Here is an 18,696-nt window from a genome sequence, read left to right as displayed (position 1 = left end):
ATGATTGTCGAAGGCGGCAGTCATCGCGGACGGCGCTGGGGTGCTTCCGCCAAGAGGAACGACATGGACCAGTTCGAGCAGAACAAGCAGGCCGCGAAGATTCGTGTCGTGGGCGCGGGCGGGGCGGGCTGCAACGCGGTCAACACCATGATTCTGTCGAAGCTGGATCGCGTCGATTTCATCGCCGCCAACACCGATGTCCAGGCGCTCGCCGCCAGCAAGGCGCCCACCCGTCTGCAGCTGGGCCAGGCCCTCACCAAGGGGCTGGGCGCCGGCGCCAACCCGGAGATGGGCCGTGAAGCCGCGCTGGAGTCGCGCGATCAGATCGCCGCGGTGCTGGAAGGCGCCGACATGGTCTTCGTGACGGCCGGCATGGGCGGTGGCACCGGCACCGGCGCCGCGCCCATCATCGCGGACATCGCCAAGAGCCTGGGCTGCCTCACCGTCGGCGTCGTCACCAAGCCGTTCCTCTTCGAAGGCAACAAGCGCCGCAAGCAGGCCGAGCAGGGCATCGTGGAGCTCAAGGCCGCGGTGGACACGCTCATCACCATCCCCAACCAGCGCCTGCTGTCGCTCTCCAATGAGCCCATGCCGCTCCTGGAGACGTTCAAGCGCGCGGACGAGGTCCTGCTCAACGCCGTGCAGGGCATCAGCGACCTCATCCAGTACCACGGCTACATCAACGTGGACTTCGCGGACGTGAAGACCATCATGAGCGACAAGGGCCTGGCGCTCATGGGCACGGGCAACGCCTGCGGCGACCGGCGCGCGGTCATCGCCATGCAGCAGGCCATCTCCAGCCCGCTGCTGGAGGACGTCTCCATCGACGGCGCCACGGGCCTGCTCATCAACATCACGGGCGGCCGCGACATGACCCTGCAGGAGGTCAACGAGGCGCTGACGCTGGTGCACGACGCGGCGGATGGCGAGGCGGAGATCATCTTCGGGTCGCTCATCGACGAGCAGATCCAGGACGAGGTGAAGATCACCATCATCGCCACGGGCTTCGTGCACCGTGAAGCGGCCAAGATGCGGCCCATGGCGCAGGTGGTCCAGGTGCCGCTGTCCAGCCGTCCCGCGCCGTCGGTGCTGTCCTCGTCGCGCGAGGAGGTGGCCAGCCTGGTCCCCGCGAAGAGCACGCCCCGTCCGGCCATGTCCACGGTGGAGAACCCGAAGTCCTCCATGCAGAGCGCGCGCACGTCGGTGGTGAAGGACGCGGCGCTGCCCCTGGACGAGGATCAGTTCGACATCCCCACGTTCCTGCGCCGTCAGGGCCAGACGGAACTGCCGTAAGGCGAAGGCCTAGCGGCGGGGGAGGCGGGCGACGCTCGCCGTGCCCCGGCCGGTGAGGCGGTCACAGCGGGTGAACAGGCCGTCCACCTCGTCGTAGAGCGCGTCGATGCGCTCCGACGCACGGGGGGCGGGCAGCACGCCGGTTCCACCCAGCTCCTCCAGCTTGATGCCCACGCGCTGCAGCAACTGGAGGGCCTTCAGGAGCGAGCGGCCCTGCTTCGTGCCGTCGGGCGTGAAGAGGGTGCCACCCTGGTAGAGCGTCACCAGATTGGCGCGAGTGTCCTGCACCCGCTCGTTGAGCCGGGTGCGGTACAAATCCAGACGGCGAGCGCGACGGGCACCATGCAGGTCCACGACGCCTTCCGTTCCTGTCGAAGGAGGCTTCACGTCGGGCAAGGTACGCCAGGGCTGCTCAACCCCGCAAATTTACGGGACTGTACGGACCTGTTGCGCGCCTGCCCGAGCGCTTGTCAGGCAGGGGGGTGGGGGTTAGTTTGGCCGCCCTTCGCAACGCCGGGGTCTTCGCCATGTTCCAGAAGCTGCTGATCGCCAATCGGGGTGAAATCGCGCGCCGCATCGGGACGGTCGCCCGGGGCATGGGGGTCAAGACGGTCGCTGTGCACTCGGACGCGGACGCGACGCTGCCCTTCGTGAAGGAAGCGGACGAAGCGGTGCGCATCGGTCCCGCGCCGGCCAGGGACAGCTACCTGAGCATCCCCGCCATCCTGGAGGCGGCGAAGAAGACGGGCGCGCAGGCCGTGCACCCCGGCTACGGCTTCCTGTCGGAGAACGGCGAGTTCGCGCAGGCGTGCGCGGACGCGGGCCTGGTGTTCGTGGGGCCGCCGCCGGAGGCCATGGCGCGGATGAAGGACAAGAGCCAGGCGCGCAAGCTGGTGTCCGCCGCGGGCGTACCGGTGGTGCCGGGCAGCGACGGCGTGCTGCCGGACGTGCAGAGCGCCCTGGAGGCCGCGGAGCGCATCGGCTACCCGGTGCTGTGCAAGGCCGCCAGCGGCGGTGGCGGCATCGGCATGGCGGCGGCGAACAACCCCGCGGAGCTGGAGAAGGTGTACCGCCAGTGCACGGACCGCGCGAAGGCCGCCTTCGGCCGCGAAGGCGTGTACCTGGAGCGCTACTTCCCGGCGCCCCGCCACATCGAGGTGCAGATTCTAGGGGACACCCACGGCCACCTCATCCACGGCCTGGAGCGCGAGTGCTCCATCCAGCGCCGGCACCAGAAGGTGGTGGAGGAGGCCCCGTCGGTGTTGTTCGCCAATGGGCAGAACGCCGCGCTGTCGGAGCAGCTCTTTACGGCGGCCGTCACCGCGGCCAAGGCGTTCGGCTACGCGAACGCGGGCACGGTGGAGTTCCTGTACTCGGACGGGCAGGTGTACTTCATCGAGATGAACGCTCGCCTCCAGGTGGAGCACCCGGTGACGGAGCTGACCACGGGCCTGGACCTCATCGGCTGGCAGTTGAGAATCGCCGCGGGCGAGAAGCTGACGGTGAAGCAGGAGGACGTGAAGCGGAAGGGCGCGGCGCTGGAGTTCCGCATCTACGCGGAGGACCCGGTGAAGTACTTCCCGTCCCCTGGCCCGCTGAAGGTGTACCAGCCGCCCACGGGCGAGGGCGTGCGCCTGGACTCGGGCTATGCCGAGGGCGATGTGGTGACGCCGAACTACGACCCGATGATCGCGAAGCTCATCATCACTGGCGCCACGCGCGACGAGGCGATTGCCCGCGCGGTGAAGGCGCTGGAGGACTTCCGCATCGAAGGCATCAAGACGAACATCCCGCTGCACCTGCGCATCCTGAAGGACCCTGCCTTCAGCGCCGGAGAGCTGGACACGCATTTCCTGGATCATCACGCGAAGCCGTAGGGAGCGCGGCAGGTCGCGCTTCGTTTTTCACACCCGAGGAGGGACTGGCTCATGGCGGACGTTGCGGCGCACATCACAGGCACGGTGTGGAAGATCGAGGTGAAGGTGGGCGACGCGGTGAAGTCCGGTGACACGCTCGTCATCCTCGAGTCGATGAAGATGGAGATGCCGGTGGAGGTCCCCGACGACGTGAGCGGCACGGTGACGGAGATCCGCTGCAAGGAAGCGCAGTCGGTCAACGAGGGCGACGTCCTCGTGGTGGTCGGCTAGTCCGGTCACGGATTCCAGGAGACGGCGATGGAGCCCACGCTGGAAGTGGAGGACCGCGACGGCGGCGTCCGGGTGCTCACCGTCTCCAACCCCTCGCGGCGCAATGCCCTCAACGACGCGCTGCTGGCCCGCCTGGACGCGGCGCTGGAGCCCGCCCCCCACGTCCGCGTGCTGCTGGTGCGCGGGCAGGGAGGGCACTTCTGCGCGGGCTATGACCTGACGCACCTGGGCCCGCCCGGCGCGGATGGACGACTGCCGGATGACCCGCTGGTGGCGTGCCTGCTGAAGCTGGAGCGGCACCCGGTGCCCTCGGTGGCGCTGGTGCAGGGCGGCGCGGTGGGCGCGGGCTTCGACCTGGCGGCCTCCTGCGACTTCCGCGTGGGCGCCCAGGACGCGTTCTTCCTCATGCCCCCGGCCCGGCTGGGCATCGTGTACTCGCCGGAGGGCCTGGCGCGGGCGGTGCGGCTGGTGGGGCTGTCCCGGGCCAAGCAGCTCTTCCTCACCGCGCGAAGGCTGCCGGCGCCCGAAGCGCTGGCGTGGGGGCTGCTGGACGAGTGCCCGGAGGATGCGGAGGCGCGCGCGCTGGCGCTGTGCGCGACGCTTGCCGCGCAGGCCCCGAAGGCGGTGACGGGGATGAAGGAGGCGTTCGGGTTGCTGTCGCGCTCCGGATTGGCTCCGGAGGACGTCGCGCGGCTGCGTCAGGTGCGCGGCGAGGCGTTCGGCAGCGAGGATGCGAAGGAGGGGCGCGCGGCTTTCTTGGAAAAGCGCGCGCCCCTGTTCAACGGGCGCTAGGTGTCGCCGAACAGCTCGCCCATCCGCAACTGAAGCGCGGAGGCGATCTTGTAGAGCGACGAGATGGATGCGGAGGATTCCGCGCGTTCAATCTGCGACAGCAGGGACACGGACAGGCCGGTGCGGCGGGCAAGCTGCTTGAGCGTGAGCTCCTGCGTCTTGCGGGCGTCGCGGATGGTGCGGCCGATGGCACGGTGAAGGTCCGCCTCCGGGTCCTGCGACAGACCCTTCTTCTGGAGGGCATTGCGCACGGCGGCAATGAACTGATCCGGCTCCATGGGCTTCTTCACGTAGTCGGACGCCTGCGCCTTGAGCGAGGCGACCGCCGTGTCCACCGTGGGGTAGGCCGTGGCGACGATGACAGCGACGTCCGTGTCGTACTTGCGGATGAGCTCCAGCACTTCGGTGCCCGACATCTGCGGCATCATCATGTCGAGGATGACGAGGTGGAAGTCAGAGCCCCGGAGGATGTCCACCGTCTGGGTGGGGTCGGTGGTGGTGACCACCTCGTAGCCCTCTCGGGTCAGCACCAGCTTGAGGTAGTCGCAGTTGTCCTGCTCGTCATCAACTACCAGGATGCGAATCTGCACAGCGTCTCCTCGCTGCAGGGTTGAGGGAAGTGCTGCGGGGGGGGTTACTGGGTGTTCTTCTTGTCGGCCTGACTTCCGGGCGGAGTCTCGGCCGCGTTGAGTTTGCTCAGCGCCTTGACGACCAGGTCCCGCTTGGAGTGGCCCGCGGACGTGAGCAGGAGGAACTTCTCGTAGTGGCTCACGCTCATCTTGCTGTTCTTGAGCTTGGCGTACACCACTCCCAGCATCAGATGGCATTCAGGGAGTTCGGAAACCAGCTGGGCGCAATCCTTGGCGATCGCCAGGGCCTCGTTCGGACTCTGCGTGATGAGGCCCCGGACCTTGGCCTGGATCTCTTCAATGTCCCTGGTGACATCCGCGGGCTTCTTGCCCTGCATGTACTCGGATTCAAGGGCCTGCCCCGAGGCTTTGGTTCCAGCAGGGGGCTTGGGGGGCTCCACCGGAGGCGGTGTCTCCTGGGCCGCCTGCTGCTGAGCGGCGAGCTTCGCGCCCAGATCGCTGTAGCGGGTGGCGAAGACCACGGTGTTCGCGGGGGTGGCCTTGAGGGCGGTGGCCGCCTCGGCGAACTTGCCGCTATTGAACGACTCCTCGGCGAGGGTGAGCTGTTGCTGCGCCTTGGTCTCCAGGGTCAGGCGCTGCTGCATGTCCTTCGCCTTGGGGGGTGGGACGCCCTTCGTCTTTCGCAGCGTCTCCAGGGCCGTGCCGGCCGTGGCGAAGTCGCCTGCCTGGAGCGCGTTCTCGAAGTCCTGCTCCGTCACCTTCACTTCGGGCGGCGTCTCCGGGGGCGCCGTCTCGGGCGGCGTCGGCGCGGTCACGGTCTCCGGAGGCGTCTTCGGTGTCTCCGGCGGCGGCTGGTTGTCGGTGACGACGGGCGGCGTCGGCGACGGGCCGAACCACTCCTCGCCCTTCACGACGAAGAGCGCGGCGCCCGCGGCGATGGACAGGAACGCGACCGCCGCGGTCACCAGCATCTTCTTCGAACCCGAGCGGCCCTGCGCGGCGATGTCCTCCGCCAGCGTGCCGGGGCCCACGAAGCGCAGCTTCACGTGGCCCATCTCGATGACGTCGCCGTGGGACAGCGTGGCCTGGGCGTAGCTTTCGCCGTTGACCGTCATCCCGTTGGCCGACTGCATGTCGATGACGCGCCACTCGCCGGTCTCCTCGCGCACGATCTTCGCGTGCGTGCGGGACAGCGAGCGGTGGTCCAGGGCAATGTCGTTCTCCGACGTGCGACCGATCCGCAGCTCCGTGCGGTTGCAGTCGTACTCCTGGCCCTTGAATTCAGTGGGGGCGAGCACCAGCAGCCGGGGCTGCTCGTCCTCCGGGACGCGCTCCACCTTGCGGGGGCGGTCCGCCTCCATCTGATCCATGCGGATGATGGAGGTGGCGTTGCGCCGCATCTCCGCGGACGGAGGCGTGTGGTCGTGTTCGTCGCCATCCTCGGCGTCGTCCTCGTCCTCCTCGTCGGCCCGCGCCGCGGCGGCCGCTGGGGCGTCGTCCTCGTCGTCGGGGTCCGCCCGGCGGGAGGCAGGCACCTTGGCGGTGATGGCGCCAGTAGGGGCGGCGGTGGCGGCCGCGCCTTCGACCTGCAGCGCCAGATCGTAGTCGCCGATCTGGATGAGGTCGCCCTCCTTGAGAGGGAGCTGGCCTGCGACGCGTTCACCGTTGATCCGGGTGCCGTTGTAGCTCCCCAGGTCTTCGAGCACGACGTGACCATTGAGGCGCACGAGTCGCGCGTGTCGACGTGACACGTTGCGCTCGGTCAGGCGGATCGTGTTGCCCTCCTGACGGCCAATGGTGATTTCGTCGCGCACGAAGGGAACAACGGTCTTGCGCCCCTCGTCGTCTTCGATGATGAGCTTCAGCACGGGTCCGGTCCGAGTACAGCTATAGCAGAATGCCCTTTGCCGAGACAAGCCATGTATCCCCCGGGAACAACAGGGTTTTTTGCCCATCCCAGGGTCAGGGAGGCAGTGTTGTCCATCGGTCGATTGGCCGGAAAGGGTGGGGAGTCGAGGCTACCTTGGCTCACCGTAGCACTGGTAGCGGCACAGGCCATTCTGTACGTCATCCTGGCGCCCGGTGGCCCCCCTGGAGTGGATGCACTGGTGCGATGGGGCGCCAAGACGGGCCCCCTGGTGACGGACGTGGGCCAGGGCTGGCGGCTCTTGGCGGCCAACCTGCTGCACCGGGACGGGCTGCACCTGGGGCTCAATCTGCTGGTGTTCACGGTGGTGGGCTCGGCGGTGGAGCGGGCGTGCCGCTGGTGGGACTACCTGGCGCTGCTCGGGGTGGCGGGGCTTGCGACCATGGCGGGCTCGCTCTGGTGGTCGCCCACGGTGAGCGTGGGCGCGTCAGGGCTCGTGTTCGGCTGCGTGGGCGCGCTGCTGGTGCTGGGGCGGCGCTCGCGAAACGGGCCGGGGGCGCGCTTCCGGTGGTTCTCCGGGGAGAGCGCCCTGCCCACGGTGCTCGTCTTCCTGTGGCTCGGGTGGACGAGCGCGGGCGTGGACAACGCGGGGCACCTGGGCGGCCTGCTGGCGGGGCTGCTCGTGGGCGTCTTCCTGCGCTCGCGGACGCTGGGGGCCGGCGTTCCGGGCGTGGCGCGCGCGGCGGGGGTGGTGGTGCTGGCGGCGCTGGGGGCGGCGGTGGTGGTGGCGGAGCGTTCGGGGTGGCGGGTGGAGCGAGATGACGGCTTCGGCCTGGCGGTGTCGCTTCCGGAGGGCTGGCGGCGGGAGGACGACGGTCGGGGCCGGCGGGCCTTCTCCAACGGGCTGACGGGCCTGGGGCGCGCCACGCTCGCGGCGGAGGCCATCGAGGCGGGCGAGCCCGGGGATGGTTCGGTGCAGGCGCGGCACTTCCGGGATGAAGCGCTGGTGCCCGGCGTGGCGGGGCCGGAGGGGCGCACGGTGTCCGTGGGTGGCCTGGAGCCCGCGTCCCTGGGCGGCCGGCCCGCGCAGCGGATCCGCGCGGAGCTGGACGGTACCGGGGGCCCCACGCATCTGGTGGCGTGGTTCGTGCCCCGGGGGGAATGGGTGTACCGGCTCGTCTTCACGTGGCCCCATGCCTATCCCGCCTATGGGCGGGTGGTGGAGCGGATGGTGGCGGACGTGCGCTTCGAGGAGCCCGCGGAGCTGCGGATCGCCCGGGCCCGGGCGTTGCTCGTGCCGGGGGTCGCGGGGCCGCTGCGCGAGCTGGGGCATGGGCTGCGGCGGTGGGGGCTTCCAGCGGACGCGGTGGAGCCGCTGACCTCGGCGGTGCGGCTGGCGCCGGCGCACGTCGACACGCGGGTGGAGCTGGCCCGGGCGTTCTTCGAATCCGGGCAGGTGGAGGAAGGCTGTCACGCGGCGGAAGAAGCGCGCGTGTACGGGCCGTCCGACACGGGCGCGATGGAGGCGGGCGTGCGGTGCGAACTGGCGCGGGGCGACACGGCGAAGGCCCTGCTGCGGCTGGAGGAGGCCCGCCGCCTGGATCCTCGCGATGCCCGGCTGCGCGCGGCCGAGGGCGCGTTGAAGGCGGCGCTCGAAACGCAGGCACCGTAAGGCGGGGGCCATGCGGGCGACGAACGCTTCGGTTCGCCTTCAGCGCTCACCGAACGGGCGCACCATGAGCCCGGCGCTCAGCATCGCTTCGTCGCGCCGTGCGAGCCCCGCGTCACCGAGCACGCCCGTGGCCGCCAGACGCAGGGACACCGGCGCGTCATTGATGGCCAGGAGCACGTGCTCCAGCGCGACCTCTCCCCGGGCGCGGAAGTGGGAGCCTCCGTCGAAGTCGAAAGCCCAGCCCACGAGCCCCGTCGCGCGCAGCGCCCAGCGTCCGTCCCGCGTCTCCCAGCCCGTGTCGAGCAGCAGCGACGTGAACGGCGACACCTCGTGTTGGGTGCCGTCCCGGTCGTGGCGCAGGGTGTGACTCGCGGCGGGGCCCACGGCCAGCCAGCCCCACTCGGTGTTCGTGCGCACGGGATCCAACAGCAGGCCCACGCGCCCGGTCTCCAGCGTCCAGCCCGGTCCCTCCCAGACGCGCCGCTCCAAGTGGGCCGCGCGCAGGGCCATGGCCACGTCGAAGGGGAAGGGGATGCGCACGGGCCTGCCGAAGGACACGAGGAGCGAGCCCTCGTCGACGTGCCTTCGCAGCAGGCCGTCATACCCGGTGAAGCTCAGGGCCTTGTGCGTGCCTCCCCGGGCCTCCGTCATGAAGAGGCGGTGTGAATCAAACCAGCTCGAGTCCCCCTTGCTGTTGCTGGTGCGCACCACCCTCAGGAGGATGCCGGTGCGCAGGAGCAGGGCGGCCTCCTCGTCCTGCACGTGGAGCACGGTGCCCAGCACCCAGCCGGTTCCGGGATCGAAGCAGGTGGGGAACGTCTCCCCGGCGTCCGTGGAGCCCTCGCAGGCCACGTCCGGGGGGGGCAGGGTGCTCAGGAGCAGGGCCAGCGCGAGTGCCACCATCCCCGTGCCTATTCCTTCCCGCCCTGCGCCCCGGGAGCATCACGCCGCGCCGGAGCCCAGAGGGAGAAGCGCAGTCCCGCCTGGGCGGACCACTCCCAGCCGGCGGGCGCGTTCGCCAGGTCGTCGCGCCACGTCCCGCGTCCGTCCAGCGTCAGGCTCACGGGCTGGTCGTTGATGGCCAGGGCGATGACCTCGTAGCTCGCGCGCAGCCGCAGCCGTTCCGGGCGCAGGGGCCGGCCCTCCACGCGCTCCGCGAGCAGGACCTTCTGGGCCTCCACGCCGAAGAGCACATGGTGGAAGCCATCGCGGTCCACCGTGAGGTCCCCCTCCAGCGCAGCGGCGGGGACCAGCGTGAGGAAGCCGTTCGTCCGGTCGCGCTCCACGGAGGGGCCCGCCCTCAGGCGCACGTAGGACACCAGGTCCCGCGAATGCCACAGGTCCAGCGTCGCCTGCGTGGAGCCCAGGGTGAGGAAGTCCGCCTTCACGTCCTCTCGGCGGACCTGCTCGGCGTGGAGCACCTCCAGCCAGAAGCCCAGGTTGGCGAAGACGTCGAAGCGCCGGGGCCTGCCGTAGAAGGTCGTCACCCGGAAGAGCGGCTCGTCGCGCTCGCTGCGGAAGTCGTAGCTCAGGAGCGTGGCTTCGAACGACGACGCGTCCCCCAGGTACAGCTCCGTGTCCAGGAGCGTCATGCGGTGCAACTGTCCGGGGTCCCCCGGCCACTCCAGGTCCACGCCGAAGTCCACCCGCACGCGGTCGTCCCGTCCCGCCGTCTCATGCAGCCAGCGCGGCGCCCAGGCGCCCCCCACCCGGATGCGCCGGTGCAGATCGAAGTTGTACTGCAACACCCGCCCGCGCTCGTCGCGGTACCAGCCGGGGGGCGCCTCCGCGATGGCGGGCACCAGCCGGTAGGCACGCGCCATCGCGGCGGGCATCACCTCCAGGCACATGGACACGCGCTCCAGAGGCTTGCCTGTCTCATGTCCCTCCGAGTCCAGCTCCCAGGCGGGGGCGACCAGGCACTCCTTCTTCGTCTCGTCACACTGCGCGCGCCACTGGCCCGAAGGGACGGCGGGCGTGGGCGGAAGGTTCAGGCACAGCACCCTTGATGCCGAGGACTGTCGGGGCGAGTTCGTGTCCGGCACGGCCATCTGGAAGGCCCACGTGTCCGGATCCGCTTGCGCGCGGGGCTGCTCCAGCGCCTCCACCAGGGCCTTCACCGGAGCGTCCGTCGGAGCTTCTGTTGGGACTGGGGGCACCTCCGCCTCCGGCATCTCCACCTGCCCGAACAGGAGGGCACAGCCCAGGGTCACCGCTGAGACCAGCATCCATTCTCCTCAAGGAGAGCCCCGCGCTGTCGGCCACGCGGGTGCAGCTTGTGACGGGGCGGCCATTACAAAGCCCGTGCCCCCGGCTGGTGGACGGGCTTTCGCGGACTTGCCCCGGCCGACTGTGCAGGCGCCTGCACACCGCCTGCACAGTCTGGGGCACGCACTGACGCGAGAATGGCGCACCCCCTTCCAGGTCGGTCGACCGGAGGGGATGGGGGGGATATAAGCCCCCCGGCCCCGTGCCTCTCACGAAGGGCCCGTCCCGGATGACGAAGGAGCACGTGCGCGTGGCAAGCGACGGCGAACAGACCCCGCAGCGGGAAGAGACCTTCACCCAGGCCCTCCTGGGTGAGGACACCCTGACGTCGGCATGGGCGAAGAAGTGGTTGGCCCTGTCCCTCAGCGCGCGCGTGGTCCTGGCGACCGCGGGCTTCGCGGCACTGCTCTTCGTGCCCTACCTGGGCGCGGTCGGCCTGTGGGACCCCTGGGAGACGCACTACGGCGAAGTCGGCCGTCAGATGATCCAGCGCAGCGACTACGTCTATCCCTTCTGGGAGAACGCGTGGTTCTTCTCCAAGCCGCCCCTCACCATGTGGATGCAGGCGCTGGGCATGAACATCGTCGGCGCCCTCCGGGGCGACGGCGCCATGGGCCTCTACACGGAGTGGGGCATGCGCATGCCCTTCGCGCTCCTGAGCATCGCGGCGGTGTCGCTCTTGTCGCTTGCCGTGGCCCGGGTGGTGAACACGCGCGCGGGACTGGCCACGGGCTTCGTGCTGGCCACCATGCCGCTGTACTTCCTGCTCACCCGGCAGACCGTCACCGACACGCCCTTCGTCACCACCTTCGTGTGCGCGATGGCGTGCGCGATCATCGGCCAGCTGGACGACACGACGAAGCACCGCGCGGGCTGGTGGTACGGCTTCTATGTCTTCGCGGGTCTGGCCACGCTGGCCAAGGGCCTGCTGGGCGTGGGCCTGCCCGCGGTCATCCTCGTCCTCTACGCGGCCGCCGCCGTCATCCCGTGGGACCGCGAGGGCCTGGAGGCGCACCTGCGCTGGCTCACGAGCGGGGTGATGCGCGCCCAGGTGCGCGCGGGCACCCGGAAGATGCCGGTGCTGTGGGCGCAGATGTACCGGATGAAGCTGGGCACGGGCATCCTCGTGTTCTTCGCCGTGGCGGTGCCCTGGTACCTGACGCTGTGCCTGTTCGACAGCGTGGACGACGAGGGCAAGCTGTTCTGGTACCGCTTCTTCATCCACGACCACCTGAACCGCCTCACTGCGGGCGTGCACACCACCACCCCGGGCGGGTCGTTCACCTACTTCATCGAACAGGGCGGCTTCGCCATCTTCCCCTGGGTGGCGCTCCTGCCCGGCGCGTTCGCCGTGGTGTCGCGGCTCAAGCTGCGCTCGCGCGACAAGGCGGACCACCTGGCGCTCATCGCCGTCGTCTGGGTGGCGTTCGCGTTCTACCTGCTGGCCTCCAGCGCGACGAAGTTCCACCACTACGTGTTCCCGGTGCTGCCGGGCCTGGCCATCCTCATCGCGCTGTTCGTGGACCGGCTGTGGAAGGACGGCGTCTCCGAGCACTCGGTGAGCCTCATCTTCGGCCTGGTGCTCTTCATCCTCGTGGGCAAGGACCTGGCGGAGAACCCCAAGGACTTCACCGACCTGTTCGTCTACAACTACGACCGGCCCTATCCGCAGGACCTGGTCTCCAAGCCCATCGCGTTCTTCGCCTCGCGCCCGCTGTGGATGGGCGACCTGGTGACGCTGGTGCTGCTGGCCTTCGGCGTCTACCTCTCCTTCGAGGCCTTCTCCTCCAAGGACAAGGCGGAGCGTCCGGGCGCGGCTCGCGCGGTGGCGCTGGGCCTGCTGCTCACCGGCGTCGCCACGCTGGTCGCGGTGGCCACGCAGGGGCAGGTGTCCGCGATGGGGCTGTGGGGCGTGGCGCTGGTGGCGCTGGCGGGCTTCGTCTTCTGGCAGGCGTCGCGGCCGGAGGAGGCTCCGGGCCGCACGATGTTCCAGGCGGTGGGCTTCCTCCTCGCGCTCGTGGGCGTAGTGCTGGCGGTGCGCGGCTTCAAGGGCCCGGCCGCTTCGGACGCGCTCTTCAAGGCCTTCTCCGGCACCATCAACGTGAAGACGGGCCTGGGCTTCGCGTTCGGCGTGGCCGGCGTGCTGGCGGTGGTGGCCGCGCTGCAGCGCTCGCGCGTGATGCTGTTCGGCACGTTCTGGGGGCTGGCCGTGGGCTTCGCGCTCTGGTTCAACTGGGGCCACTGGGTGGACCTGTCCCACCACTGGACGCAGCGCGACCTGTTCTGGCGCTACTACTCCCAGCGTCAGGCGGGGGAGCCCATCGCCGCGTACATGATGAACTGGCGCGGGGAGACGTTCTACTCGCGCAACACGGTGGAGCAGTTCCGCGCGGGCGACGCCAACACGCGCATGCGCCAGTACGCGGCGCGGCCGGGTCGTGAGTGGGCGCTGGTGGAGCACAGCCGCGTGTCCCTGCTGCGCAGCGCGGTGGGCACCGACAAGACCGTCACGCTCATCGACCGCGACATCAACAACAAGTTCGTCCTGGTGACCATCGAGTGACGCACTCCCTCCCGGTGCCGCGCGTGGAAGCTCCTGCCGAGGGCGGCATCCGCGTGCGGGGGCTCGCCAAGCGCTTCGGTGAACGCCTCGCGGTGGAGGGGCTCACCTTCGACGTGCGGCCCGGCGAGGTGTTCGGCCTGCTGGGCCCCAACGGCGCCGGCAAGACGACGACGGTGCGCATGCTGACGGGCCTCTTGCGTCCCTCCGAGGGCGAAGCGGAGGTGTGGGGCCACTCCGTCACCCGGGACGGCGAGTCCCTGCGCAAGGTGGTGGGCCTGCTCACCGAACAGCCCGGCCTCTACGACAGGCTCACCGCGCGCGAGAACCTGCGCTTCTTCATGAAGCTGCATGAGCTGGACGAAGCCACCGCGTGGCCCCGGGCCCTGCACTACCTGGAGCGCTTCGGGCTGGGCGGCCGTGAGAACGAGGCGTGCGGCGGCTTCAGCAAGGGCATGCGCCAGAAGCTGGCCATCGTGCGCACGCTGGTGCACGACCCGCGCGTCATCTTCCTGGATGAACCGACCAGCGGCCTGGATCCGGAGTCCGCGCGCACCGTGCGCGACGCGGTGGCGGAGCTGGCGTCGGAGGGGCGCACCATCGTCCTGTGTTCGCACAACCTGTCGGAGGTGGAGCGGCTGTGCGAACGCGTGGCCGTGGTGCGACGGCGTCTCCTGGCGCTGGGGCCGGTGCGTGAGCTGCGCCGCTCGGGTCAGGCGCTGGACGTGCGCGTGGAAGGGGACGCGGAAGTGTTCCGACCCGCGCTGGCCCGGCTGCCCTTCGCGCCCAACGTGCTGCTGGAGGGCGGACGCCTGCGGGTGATGCTGGCGGACGAAGCGCAGGCGCCCGACGTGGTGGCGTGCCTGGTGGGCGCGGGCGCGCGCGTGCACAGCGTGGTGCCGTCGCAGCGGCCGCTGGAAGAGGTGTACCTGGATCTGCTCAAGGACGGGGTGGCGTGAGCATGGCGTTCCGACCGCGACGGGCGATGGCGGTGTTCTGGAAGGACTCGCTGGACCTGCGCAAGAACCTGGGCCTGCTCCTGTCCATGGGGGTGCTGCCGCTGGTGATGGTGACGGTGCCCATCGGGGTGGTGTGGACGTACGTGTCGCAGCCGGACCATTCGGACCTGCGCACGGTGGCGCTCTTCTACGACCCCACGTTGCCCCTGGGCGCGAGCGCGGCGCGCTTCCTCATCGACAAGTCGCTCACCGACTGGTTCGGCATGTTCCTGGTGATGCCCGTCTTCATCCCCATCCTCATCGCGTCGCAGAGCGTGGCGGGGGAGAAGGAGCGCCGCACGCTGGAGCCGCTCCTGGCCTCGCCGGTGTCGGCGGCGGAGTTGGTGATGGGCAAGAGCCTGGCGGCGCTGGTGCCGGCGGTGCTGATGACCTGGTTCGCCTTCGCCCTGTTCTGCGTGGGCGTGGACATCGTGGCGTGGCCGCTGGTGCAGGGGCCCCTGATGCCCAACGCGCTGTGGGGCTTCGGCGTGTTCGTGTTCGCGCCGCTGTTCGCCTTCTTCGGCAACGGGGTCGCGGTGCTCATCTCCGCCCGGGTGGCGGAGGCGCGCATGGCGCAGCAATTGTCCGCCCTGGTGGTGCTGCCGCTGGTGGGCATGGTGGGCGGACAGGTGGCGGGCGTGCTCAAGGCGGACCTGGGGTACTACGCCATCCAGGCAGGGGTGGTGCTGGTGTTGGATCTCATCCTCCTGGTGGCCAGCATTCGCGTCCTGGACCGGGAACGTCTGGTCAGCCGCTGGGGTTGAACCACTGGCGGGTCGGGGACTGGACTCCCGGTGGGCTGCCAGACGGGCAGGGGCTCGTGAAGCTGTTATGTTCCGGGTGGGACGTCGGGTCGGAAGCGGAAGCGCTTTCGTGCCGGTGGCCATGCATTTAGGGGATGGGGTTACGGAGCTTTGAAGACCTGCCGCCCAGGCGGCCACGGAGGCGCTGAAACAGACATGGGGATCTTCGACAGCATCAAGGGCGAGGCGAAGCGGAACTTCATTGCCCGCGCGGACGAGGCGAAGGGCGAGATCGTCTACAAGTATCCGGAGAAGAACGTCCGGATGATGACGCAGCTCACCGTCGACGCCGACGAGGTGGCGCTGTTCGTCAAGGACGGCAAGGTGGAGGGCAAGCTGGGGCCCGGCCGTCATCAGTTGGACACCAGCAACATCCCGTTCCTGGGGAAGCTGATTGAGGGCTTCACCGGCGGCAACATGTTCATGGCGGAGATCTTCTTTGTCTCCACGCGTGAGCACACGGGCGTGAAGTTCGGCGGCCCCATTGGCGATGTGCGCGACCCGGAGACGGGCCTGGGCATCGGCACCATGGTGTACGGCGACTTCTCCATCCGCGTGACGGAGCCGGAGAAGCTGGTGGTGGGCCTGGTGGGCATGGGCCGCGCGAGCAACGAGGAGTTCCTGGGCTGGTTCAAGGGCCAGGTCCTCAAGGTGACGCGCGACCGCACCGCCGAAATGCTGGTGAAGAAGAAGTGGCCGCTGCTGGATGTGACGAGCGGCGCCTACCTGGAAGAGATGGAGGTGGAGATCCTCGCCGGCCTCAAGCCGCACGTGGACAGCTACGGCCTCACCATCGTCCGGATGGGCAACTTCCACGTCAGCATCAAGCCCGAGGACGAGGCGACGCTGAAGAAGCTGTCCAAGGACGTGGCGTACTCGCGGCTGGCGGGCGGCTTCCAGCAGTACGCGCAGGGCCAGGCGATGCTCGGCGCGTCCGAGGGCATGGCCAAGGGCGGTGGCGGATCCGACGGCGCGCTGCAGGGCATGGGGATGGGCATGGGCTTCGGCATGGCCCAGCAGTTCGCCAACCAGCAGCAGCAGCGGCCCCCGCAGCCCGCGGAGGCGGCGGCGCCCGCGGGCGACACGCGCAGCCCGGCGCAGCGGCTCAAGGAGATCAAGGAGCTGAAGGACGCGGGCGTGCTCTCCGATGAGGAGTACGCCGCCAAGCGCACGGAGCTGATGAAGCTCCTGTAGTCAGCGGTTTCCGTAGCACCCGAGGGCCCTGTCTCCCAGGTGGAGGCGGGGCCTTCGTCGCGTTCAGGGGGAGGGCATGCCGGGCGCCGCGAGGCGCAGGTGTTCGTGCAGCGTCTCCGCGCGCAGGTAGAGGAACTGCACGTCGCCGAAGGCCAGCGTGGCGCCGTCGTGGAGCATCACCTGGGCCTTGAAGCCCAGGGGGGCGCCGTTGATGAATGTGCCATTCATGGACTGGGCGTCGCGCACGGAGAAGTCTCCGGAGGTGGCGTTCCAGCGCAGGGTGGCGTGGTGCTGGGACACGGAGAGCTCGGGCACGACGAGGTCCGCTTCGGAGCGGCCCACGGTGAACTCCTCGCCGTCCTGGTTCGGCTGGAGGAAGTGCACCTCCAGGTTGTCGAAGTCGCGCAGCATCGCGAGCAGCCGCTCCGCCATCCGGGAGCGGTGCGCCATGCCCACCGTGCGCGCGCCGATGAAGTGGGGCGTCGGGTCGCGGAAGACGGCCTCCACCGGCTGCTGGATGAGGGCCACGGAACCGGAAGCGGCCCGGAACGAGTCCAGCGAAGCCTCCGCGAAGGGACGAAGCTGATTCACGGACACCATGGCCCGGAACCCTACGTGCTGGCAGCGGGGACGGGAAGTGCCGTCCAGTGCCAGCCCTGGAGGGAGGCCCCGCGTCCGTGGCCAGCGGCACGGACGCGGACATCCCGGATGGATTTTTGCTGGCTGCCTTGAGCGCGGAGCGCGGCGGGCACGCCTACGACGGCACGGACGCGGACGTGGAAGACGGCTTCACGTGGGGCGTCGCGGAGGGCTTCACGGCGGGCGGCGGCTCCGTGGGCGCGTCGGGCGTTGGTGCCGGGGGAGTGTCGTCCAGTCGGCGCAGGTCCAGCTTCATGGGCACCTGAAGCGTGGTGCTCAGCCGCAGCAGCAGCACGTCCGGCGCGAGCCCGTTCTCACCAATCGCCTGGGTGATTTCGCGCGCGGAGGGCGCGCTGCCCCGGGCCCAGAGCTCCTTGAGGAACGCGCCCGCTTCCGGTGCGTGCCACCACGCCGGACCGAAGCGCGCCTTCAACTGTCCCTGCAACTGGCCCGCGAGGAACCACGCCCGGAAGCTGTCGGCGGATTGGTAGAAGTCCTCCTGCTCCACGAGGTAGCGCTCCACGTCGTCCTCCGTCATGGGCATGGCGCCCGCGCGCGCCATCAGCGCGCGGTACAGCTCGCGCGGATCCACCTCCACGCGCCGGTGCAATTCCAACTGGTAGAGCAGCCGGCCCGCCGCGTGACGGATGAGGTACAGCTTGTGCGCGCTGGAGGCCGCCAGGAACTGGGCACGCTTGTCGTTGTCGCCGAGCACGCCCGCGTGCTCCTCCAGCCACACCGGATCCTCCAGCAGATCCTCGAAGAGCGCCGAGTACGCCTCGCCCACCGTGGGGTTGCCCAGCCGGGCCAGCTCGAAGCGGGGCTCCTGCGTGAAGGCCACGTGCATCAGGTGCCCCACCTCGTGCAGCACGCGGCCCTGGTGCAGCACGCCCGTGCCGGGCTTGAACGACAGCCGCACGTCGGACGGCACGCGCACCGCCATGGCCAGGGGGCGCGGGTTCTTCCGGGGCAGGTCGCGCGCATCCACCTTCACGTTGGGCAGCGCGGCCAGGTCGATGCCCAGCCCCGCCACCGTGGCCTGGGCCTTCGCCAGCGACTCGCCCTTGGGGAACGCGTCCTCCACCTCGCGCGAGCGGAACAGGCGCGGGATGTCCGCGCGGGTAATCTGCGCGAAGGGCAGTCCCAGCTCGCGCTGGCTCAGCCGCTCCATCACCTGCTTGTACGGTTCCTGGGTGGCCTGGAGCACCTCCTCCGCCAGTTGGGAGAGCCGCTCCAGGTCCGCCTGGCGCAGCTCGCTGCCGAAGGCCTCGTAGGACTCGAAGCCCATCTGCTTCACCAGCTCTTCGGTGCGCTCCGCCTTGCGGTACAGCGTCTGGTTGAGGCGCGTGAGCGCGGGCGTGGCCGCCGTGTAGAGCGCCTTGCGCTTCGCCGCGCTCTTCTCGTTGGCGAGCAGCCGCTCCATGTCGCGGTAGCGCACCTCGCGCCCGTCCACGTTCAGCCGGAGCGCTGACTCCAGGTTGGCGGAGGCGTCGTTGTATTCGGCCAGCTCGCGCGCCAGGAACTCGCCGGCGAAGTGGCCGTGCAGCGCGGTGAGGGCGCGCAGTTCGCGCGGGTCCTTCGTCAGGTGCCGGAGCCGGTCGATGCGCCGCAGGTTCTCCAGACTGAAGAGGACCTCCTTGCCGGTGTACGTCGCCGCGATGTCCGCGACCTTGCCTTCGGTCCAGAAGTCCCACACCAGCCGGTGCTGCTCCTCCAGGAGCAGGGCCGCCTCCGTGGCCAGGGCGTTCACCTCCCCGGTCAGTTGTTGCTCCTCACTCAGAGGGGGGACTGGCGCCGCGGGCGGGGCCTTGTGACAGGCGCCCAGCAGACAGAGGGCGGCGGCGAGGAGGGCGGGAATCCTTGGGGACATGAG

At 69.8% G+C, this 18,696-nt stretch carries 16 protein-coding genes; 9 read left to right on the top strand and 7 right to left on the bottom strand.

Features of this window, described 5'->3' with window-relative positions; translation table 11 throughout:
* The first annotated feature begins 63 nt into the window (after positions 1-63).
* Entirely contained in the window at positions 64-1,293 is a 1,230-nt protein-coding gene (gene ftsZ, locus OV208_RS19130) for a cell division protein FtsZ (protein ID WP_120538984.1), read from the top strand.
* Between the two features lie 9 nt (positions 1,294-1,302).
* Here ftsZ and OV208_RS19125 read toward each other — a convergent pair whose 3' ends face one another.
* The gene (locus OV208_RS19125; protein ID WP_244237927.1) at positions 1,303-1,647 is read right to left on the bottom strand and encodes a hypothetical protein; all 345 of its coding nucleotides are present in this window, start codon (positions 1,645-1,647) and stop codon (positions 1,303-1,305) included.
* Positions 1,648-1,820: 173 nt separating this feature from the next.
* On the opposite strand from OV208_RS19125, the gene OV208_RS19120 reads away from it, so the two are divergent.
* Genes OV208_RS19120 through OV208_RS19110 form a run of 3 tightly spaced genes read left to right on the top strand, consistent with a single transcriptional unit; the run spans position 1,821 to position 4,232 of the window.
* On the top strand, positions 1,821-3,170 hold the full coding sequence (locus OV208_RS19120) for an acetyl-CoA carboxylase biotin carboxylase subunit (RefSeq protein ID WP_324291394.1): 1,350 nt from the start codon (positions 1,821-1,823) through the stop codon (positions 3,168-3,170).
* A gap of 51 nt (positions 3,171-3,221) precedes the next feature.
* The gene (locus tag OV208_RS19115) at positions 3,222-3,440 is read left to right on the top strand and encodes an acetyl-CoA carboxylase biotin carboxyl carrier protein subunit (protein WP_267575270.1); all 219 of its coding nucleotides are present in this window, start codon (positions 3,222-3,224) and stop codon (positions 3,438-3,440) included.
* A gap of 27 nt (positions 3,441-3,467) precedes the next feature.
* The gene (locus OV208_RS19110) at positions 3,468-4,232 is read left to right on the top strand and encodes an enoyl-CoA hydratase/isomerase family protein (RefSeq protein ID WP_267575269.1); all 765 of its coding nucleotides are present in this window, start codon (positions 3,468-3,470) and stop codon (positions 4,230-4,232) included.
* Here the strand turns inward: OV208_RS19110 and OV208_RS19105 are convergent.
* On the bottom strand, positions 4,229-4,822 hold the full coding sequence (locus tag OV208_RS19105; protein WP_267575268.1) for a response regulator: 594 nt from the start codon (positions 4,820-4,822) through the stop codon (positions 4,229-4,231). The genes OV208_RS19110 and OV208_RS19105 overlap by 4 nt on opposite strands.
* A gap of 44 nt (positions 4,823-4,866) precedes the next feature.
* Positions 4,867-6,690 (bottom strand): FHA domain-containing protein, encoded by a 1,824-nt coding sequence (locus OV208_RS19100; protein ID WP_267575267.1) that lies wholly within the window; start codon positions 6,688-6,690, stop codon positions 4,867-4,869.
* 240 nt (positions 6,691-6,930) lie between these two features.
* Between OV208_RS19100 and OV208_RS19095 the strand changes: the two genes are divergently transcribed.
* Positions 6,931-8,361 carry a rhomboid family intramembrane serine protease gene (locus tag OV208_RS19095; protein ID WP_324291392.1) on the top strand — a complete coding sequence of 477 codons (1,431 nt, stop codon included), beginning with the start codon at positions 6,931-6,933 and terminating at the stop codon, positions 8,359-8,361.
* Positions 8,362-8,400: 39 nt separating this feature from the next.
* Here the strand turns inward: OV208_RS19095 and OV208_RS19090 are convergent, their stop codons facing one another.
* On the bottom strand, positions 8,401-9,264 hold the full coding sequence (locus tag OV208_RS19090) for a hypothetical protein (protein ID WP_267575265.1): 864 nt from the start codon (positions 9,262-9,264) through the stop codon (positions 8,401-8,403).
* Positions 9,265-9,272: 8 nt separating this feature from the next.
* Positions 9,273-10,589, bottom strand: coding sequence for a hypothetical protein (locus OV208_RS19085; RefSeq protein WP_267575264.1), 1,317 nt, complete (start codon positions 10,587-10,589; stop codon positions 9,273-9,275).
* 269 nt (positions 10,590-10,858) lie between these two features.
* Here OV208_RS19085 and OV208_RS19080 point away from each other — a divergent pair, with 269 nt between their 5' ends.
* The 4 genes from OV208_RS19080 (at position 10,859) to OV208_RS19065 (ending at position 16,184) form a co-directional block, all read left to right on the top strand.
* Complete coding sequence (locus tag OV208_RS19080; RefSeq protein WP_267575263.1) at positions 10,859-13,192, top strand: ArnT family glycosyltransferase; 2,334 nt, start codon at positions 10,859-10,861, stop codon at positions 13,190-13,192.
* On the top strand, positions 13,189-14,148 hold the full coding sequence (locus OV208_RS19075; RefSeq protein ID WP_267575262.1) for an ABC transporter ATP-binding protein: 960 nt from the start codon (positions 13,189-13,191) through the stop codon (positions 14,146-14,148). Before OV208_RS19080 ends, OV208_RS19075 begins: the two co-directional genes overlap by 4 nt.
* 2 nt (positions 14,149-14,150) lie before the next feature.
* Complete coding sequence (locus OV208_RS19070) at positions 14,151-14,951, top strand: ABC transporter permease subunit (RefSeq protein ID WP_120542869.1); 801 nt, start codon at positions 14,151-14,153, stop codon at positions 14,949-14,951.
* A 195-nt stretch (positions 14,952-15,146) separates the two neighbouring features.
* Positions 15,147-16,184 (top strand): SPFH domain-containing protein, encoded by a 1,038-nt coding sequence (locus tag OV208_RS19065; protein WP_120542868.1) that lies wholly within the window; start codon positions 15,147-15,149, stop codon positions 16,182-16,184.
* Between the two features lie 63 nt (positions 16,185-16,247).
* Here the strand turns inward: OV208_RS19065 and OV208_RS19060 are convergent, their stop codons facing one another.
* Both OV208_RS19060 and OV208_RS19055 read right to left on the bottom strand, forming a co-directional pair.
* Positions 16,248-16,784, bottom strand: a complete 537-nt coding sequence (locus tag OV208_RS19060; protein ID WP_267575261.1) for an FHA domain-containing protein — start codon at positions 16,782-16,784, stop codon at positions 16,248-16,250.
* Positions 16,785-16,938: 154 nt separating this feature from the next.
* Positions 16,939-18,693, bottom strand: coding sequence for a chromosome segregation protein SMC (locus OV208_RS19055; protein WP_267575260.1), 1,755 nt, complete (start codon positions 18,691-18,693; stop codon positions 16,939-16,941).
* Positions 18,694-18,696: the final 3 nt, after the last annotated feature.

The sequence above is a fragment of the Corallococcus sp. bb12-1 genome (genome assembly GCF_026626765.1).
In the GTDB taxonomy this organism is placed as follows: domain Bacteria; phylum Myxococcota; class Myxococcia; order Myxococcales; family Myxococcaceae; genus Corallococcus; species Corallococcus terminator.
This window is presented reverse-complemented; position numbering and strand designations above follow the sequence as displayed.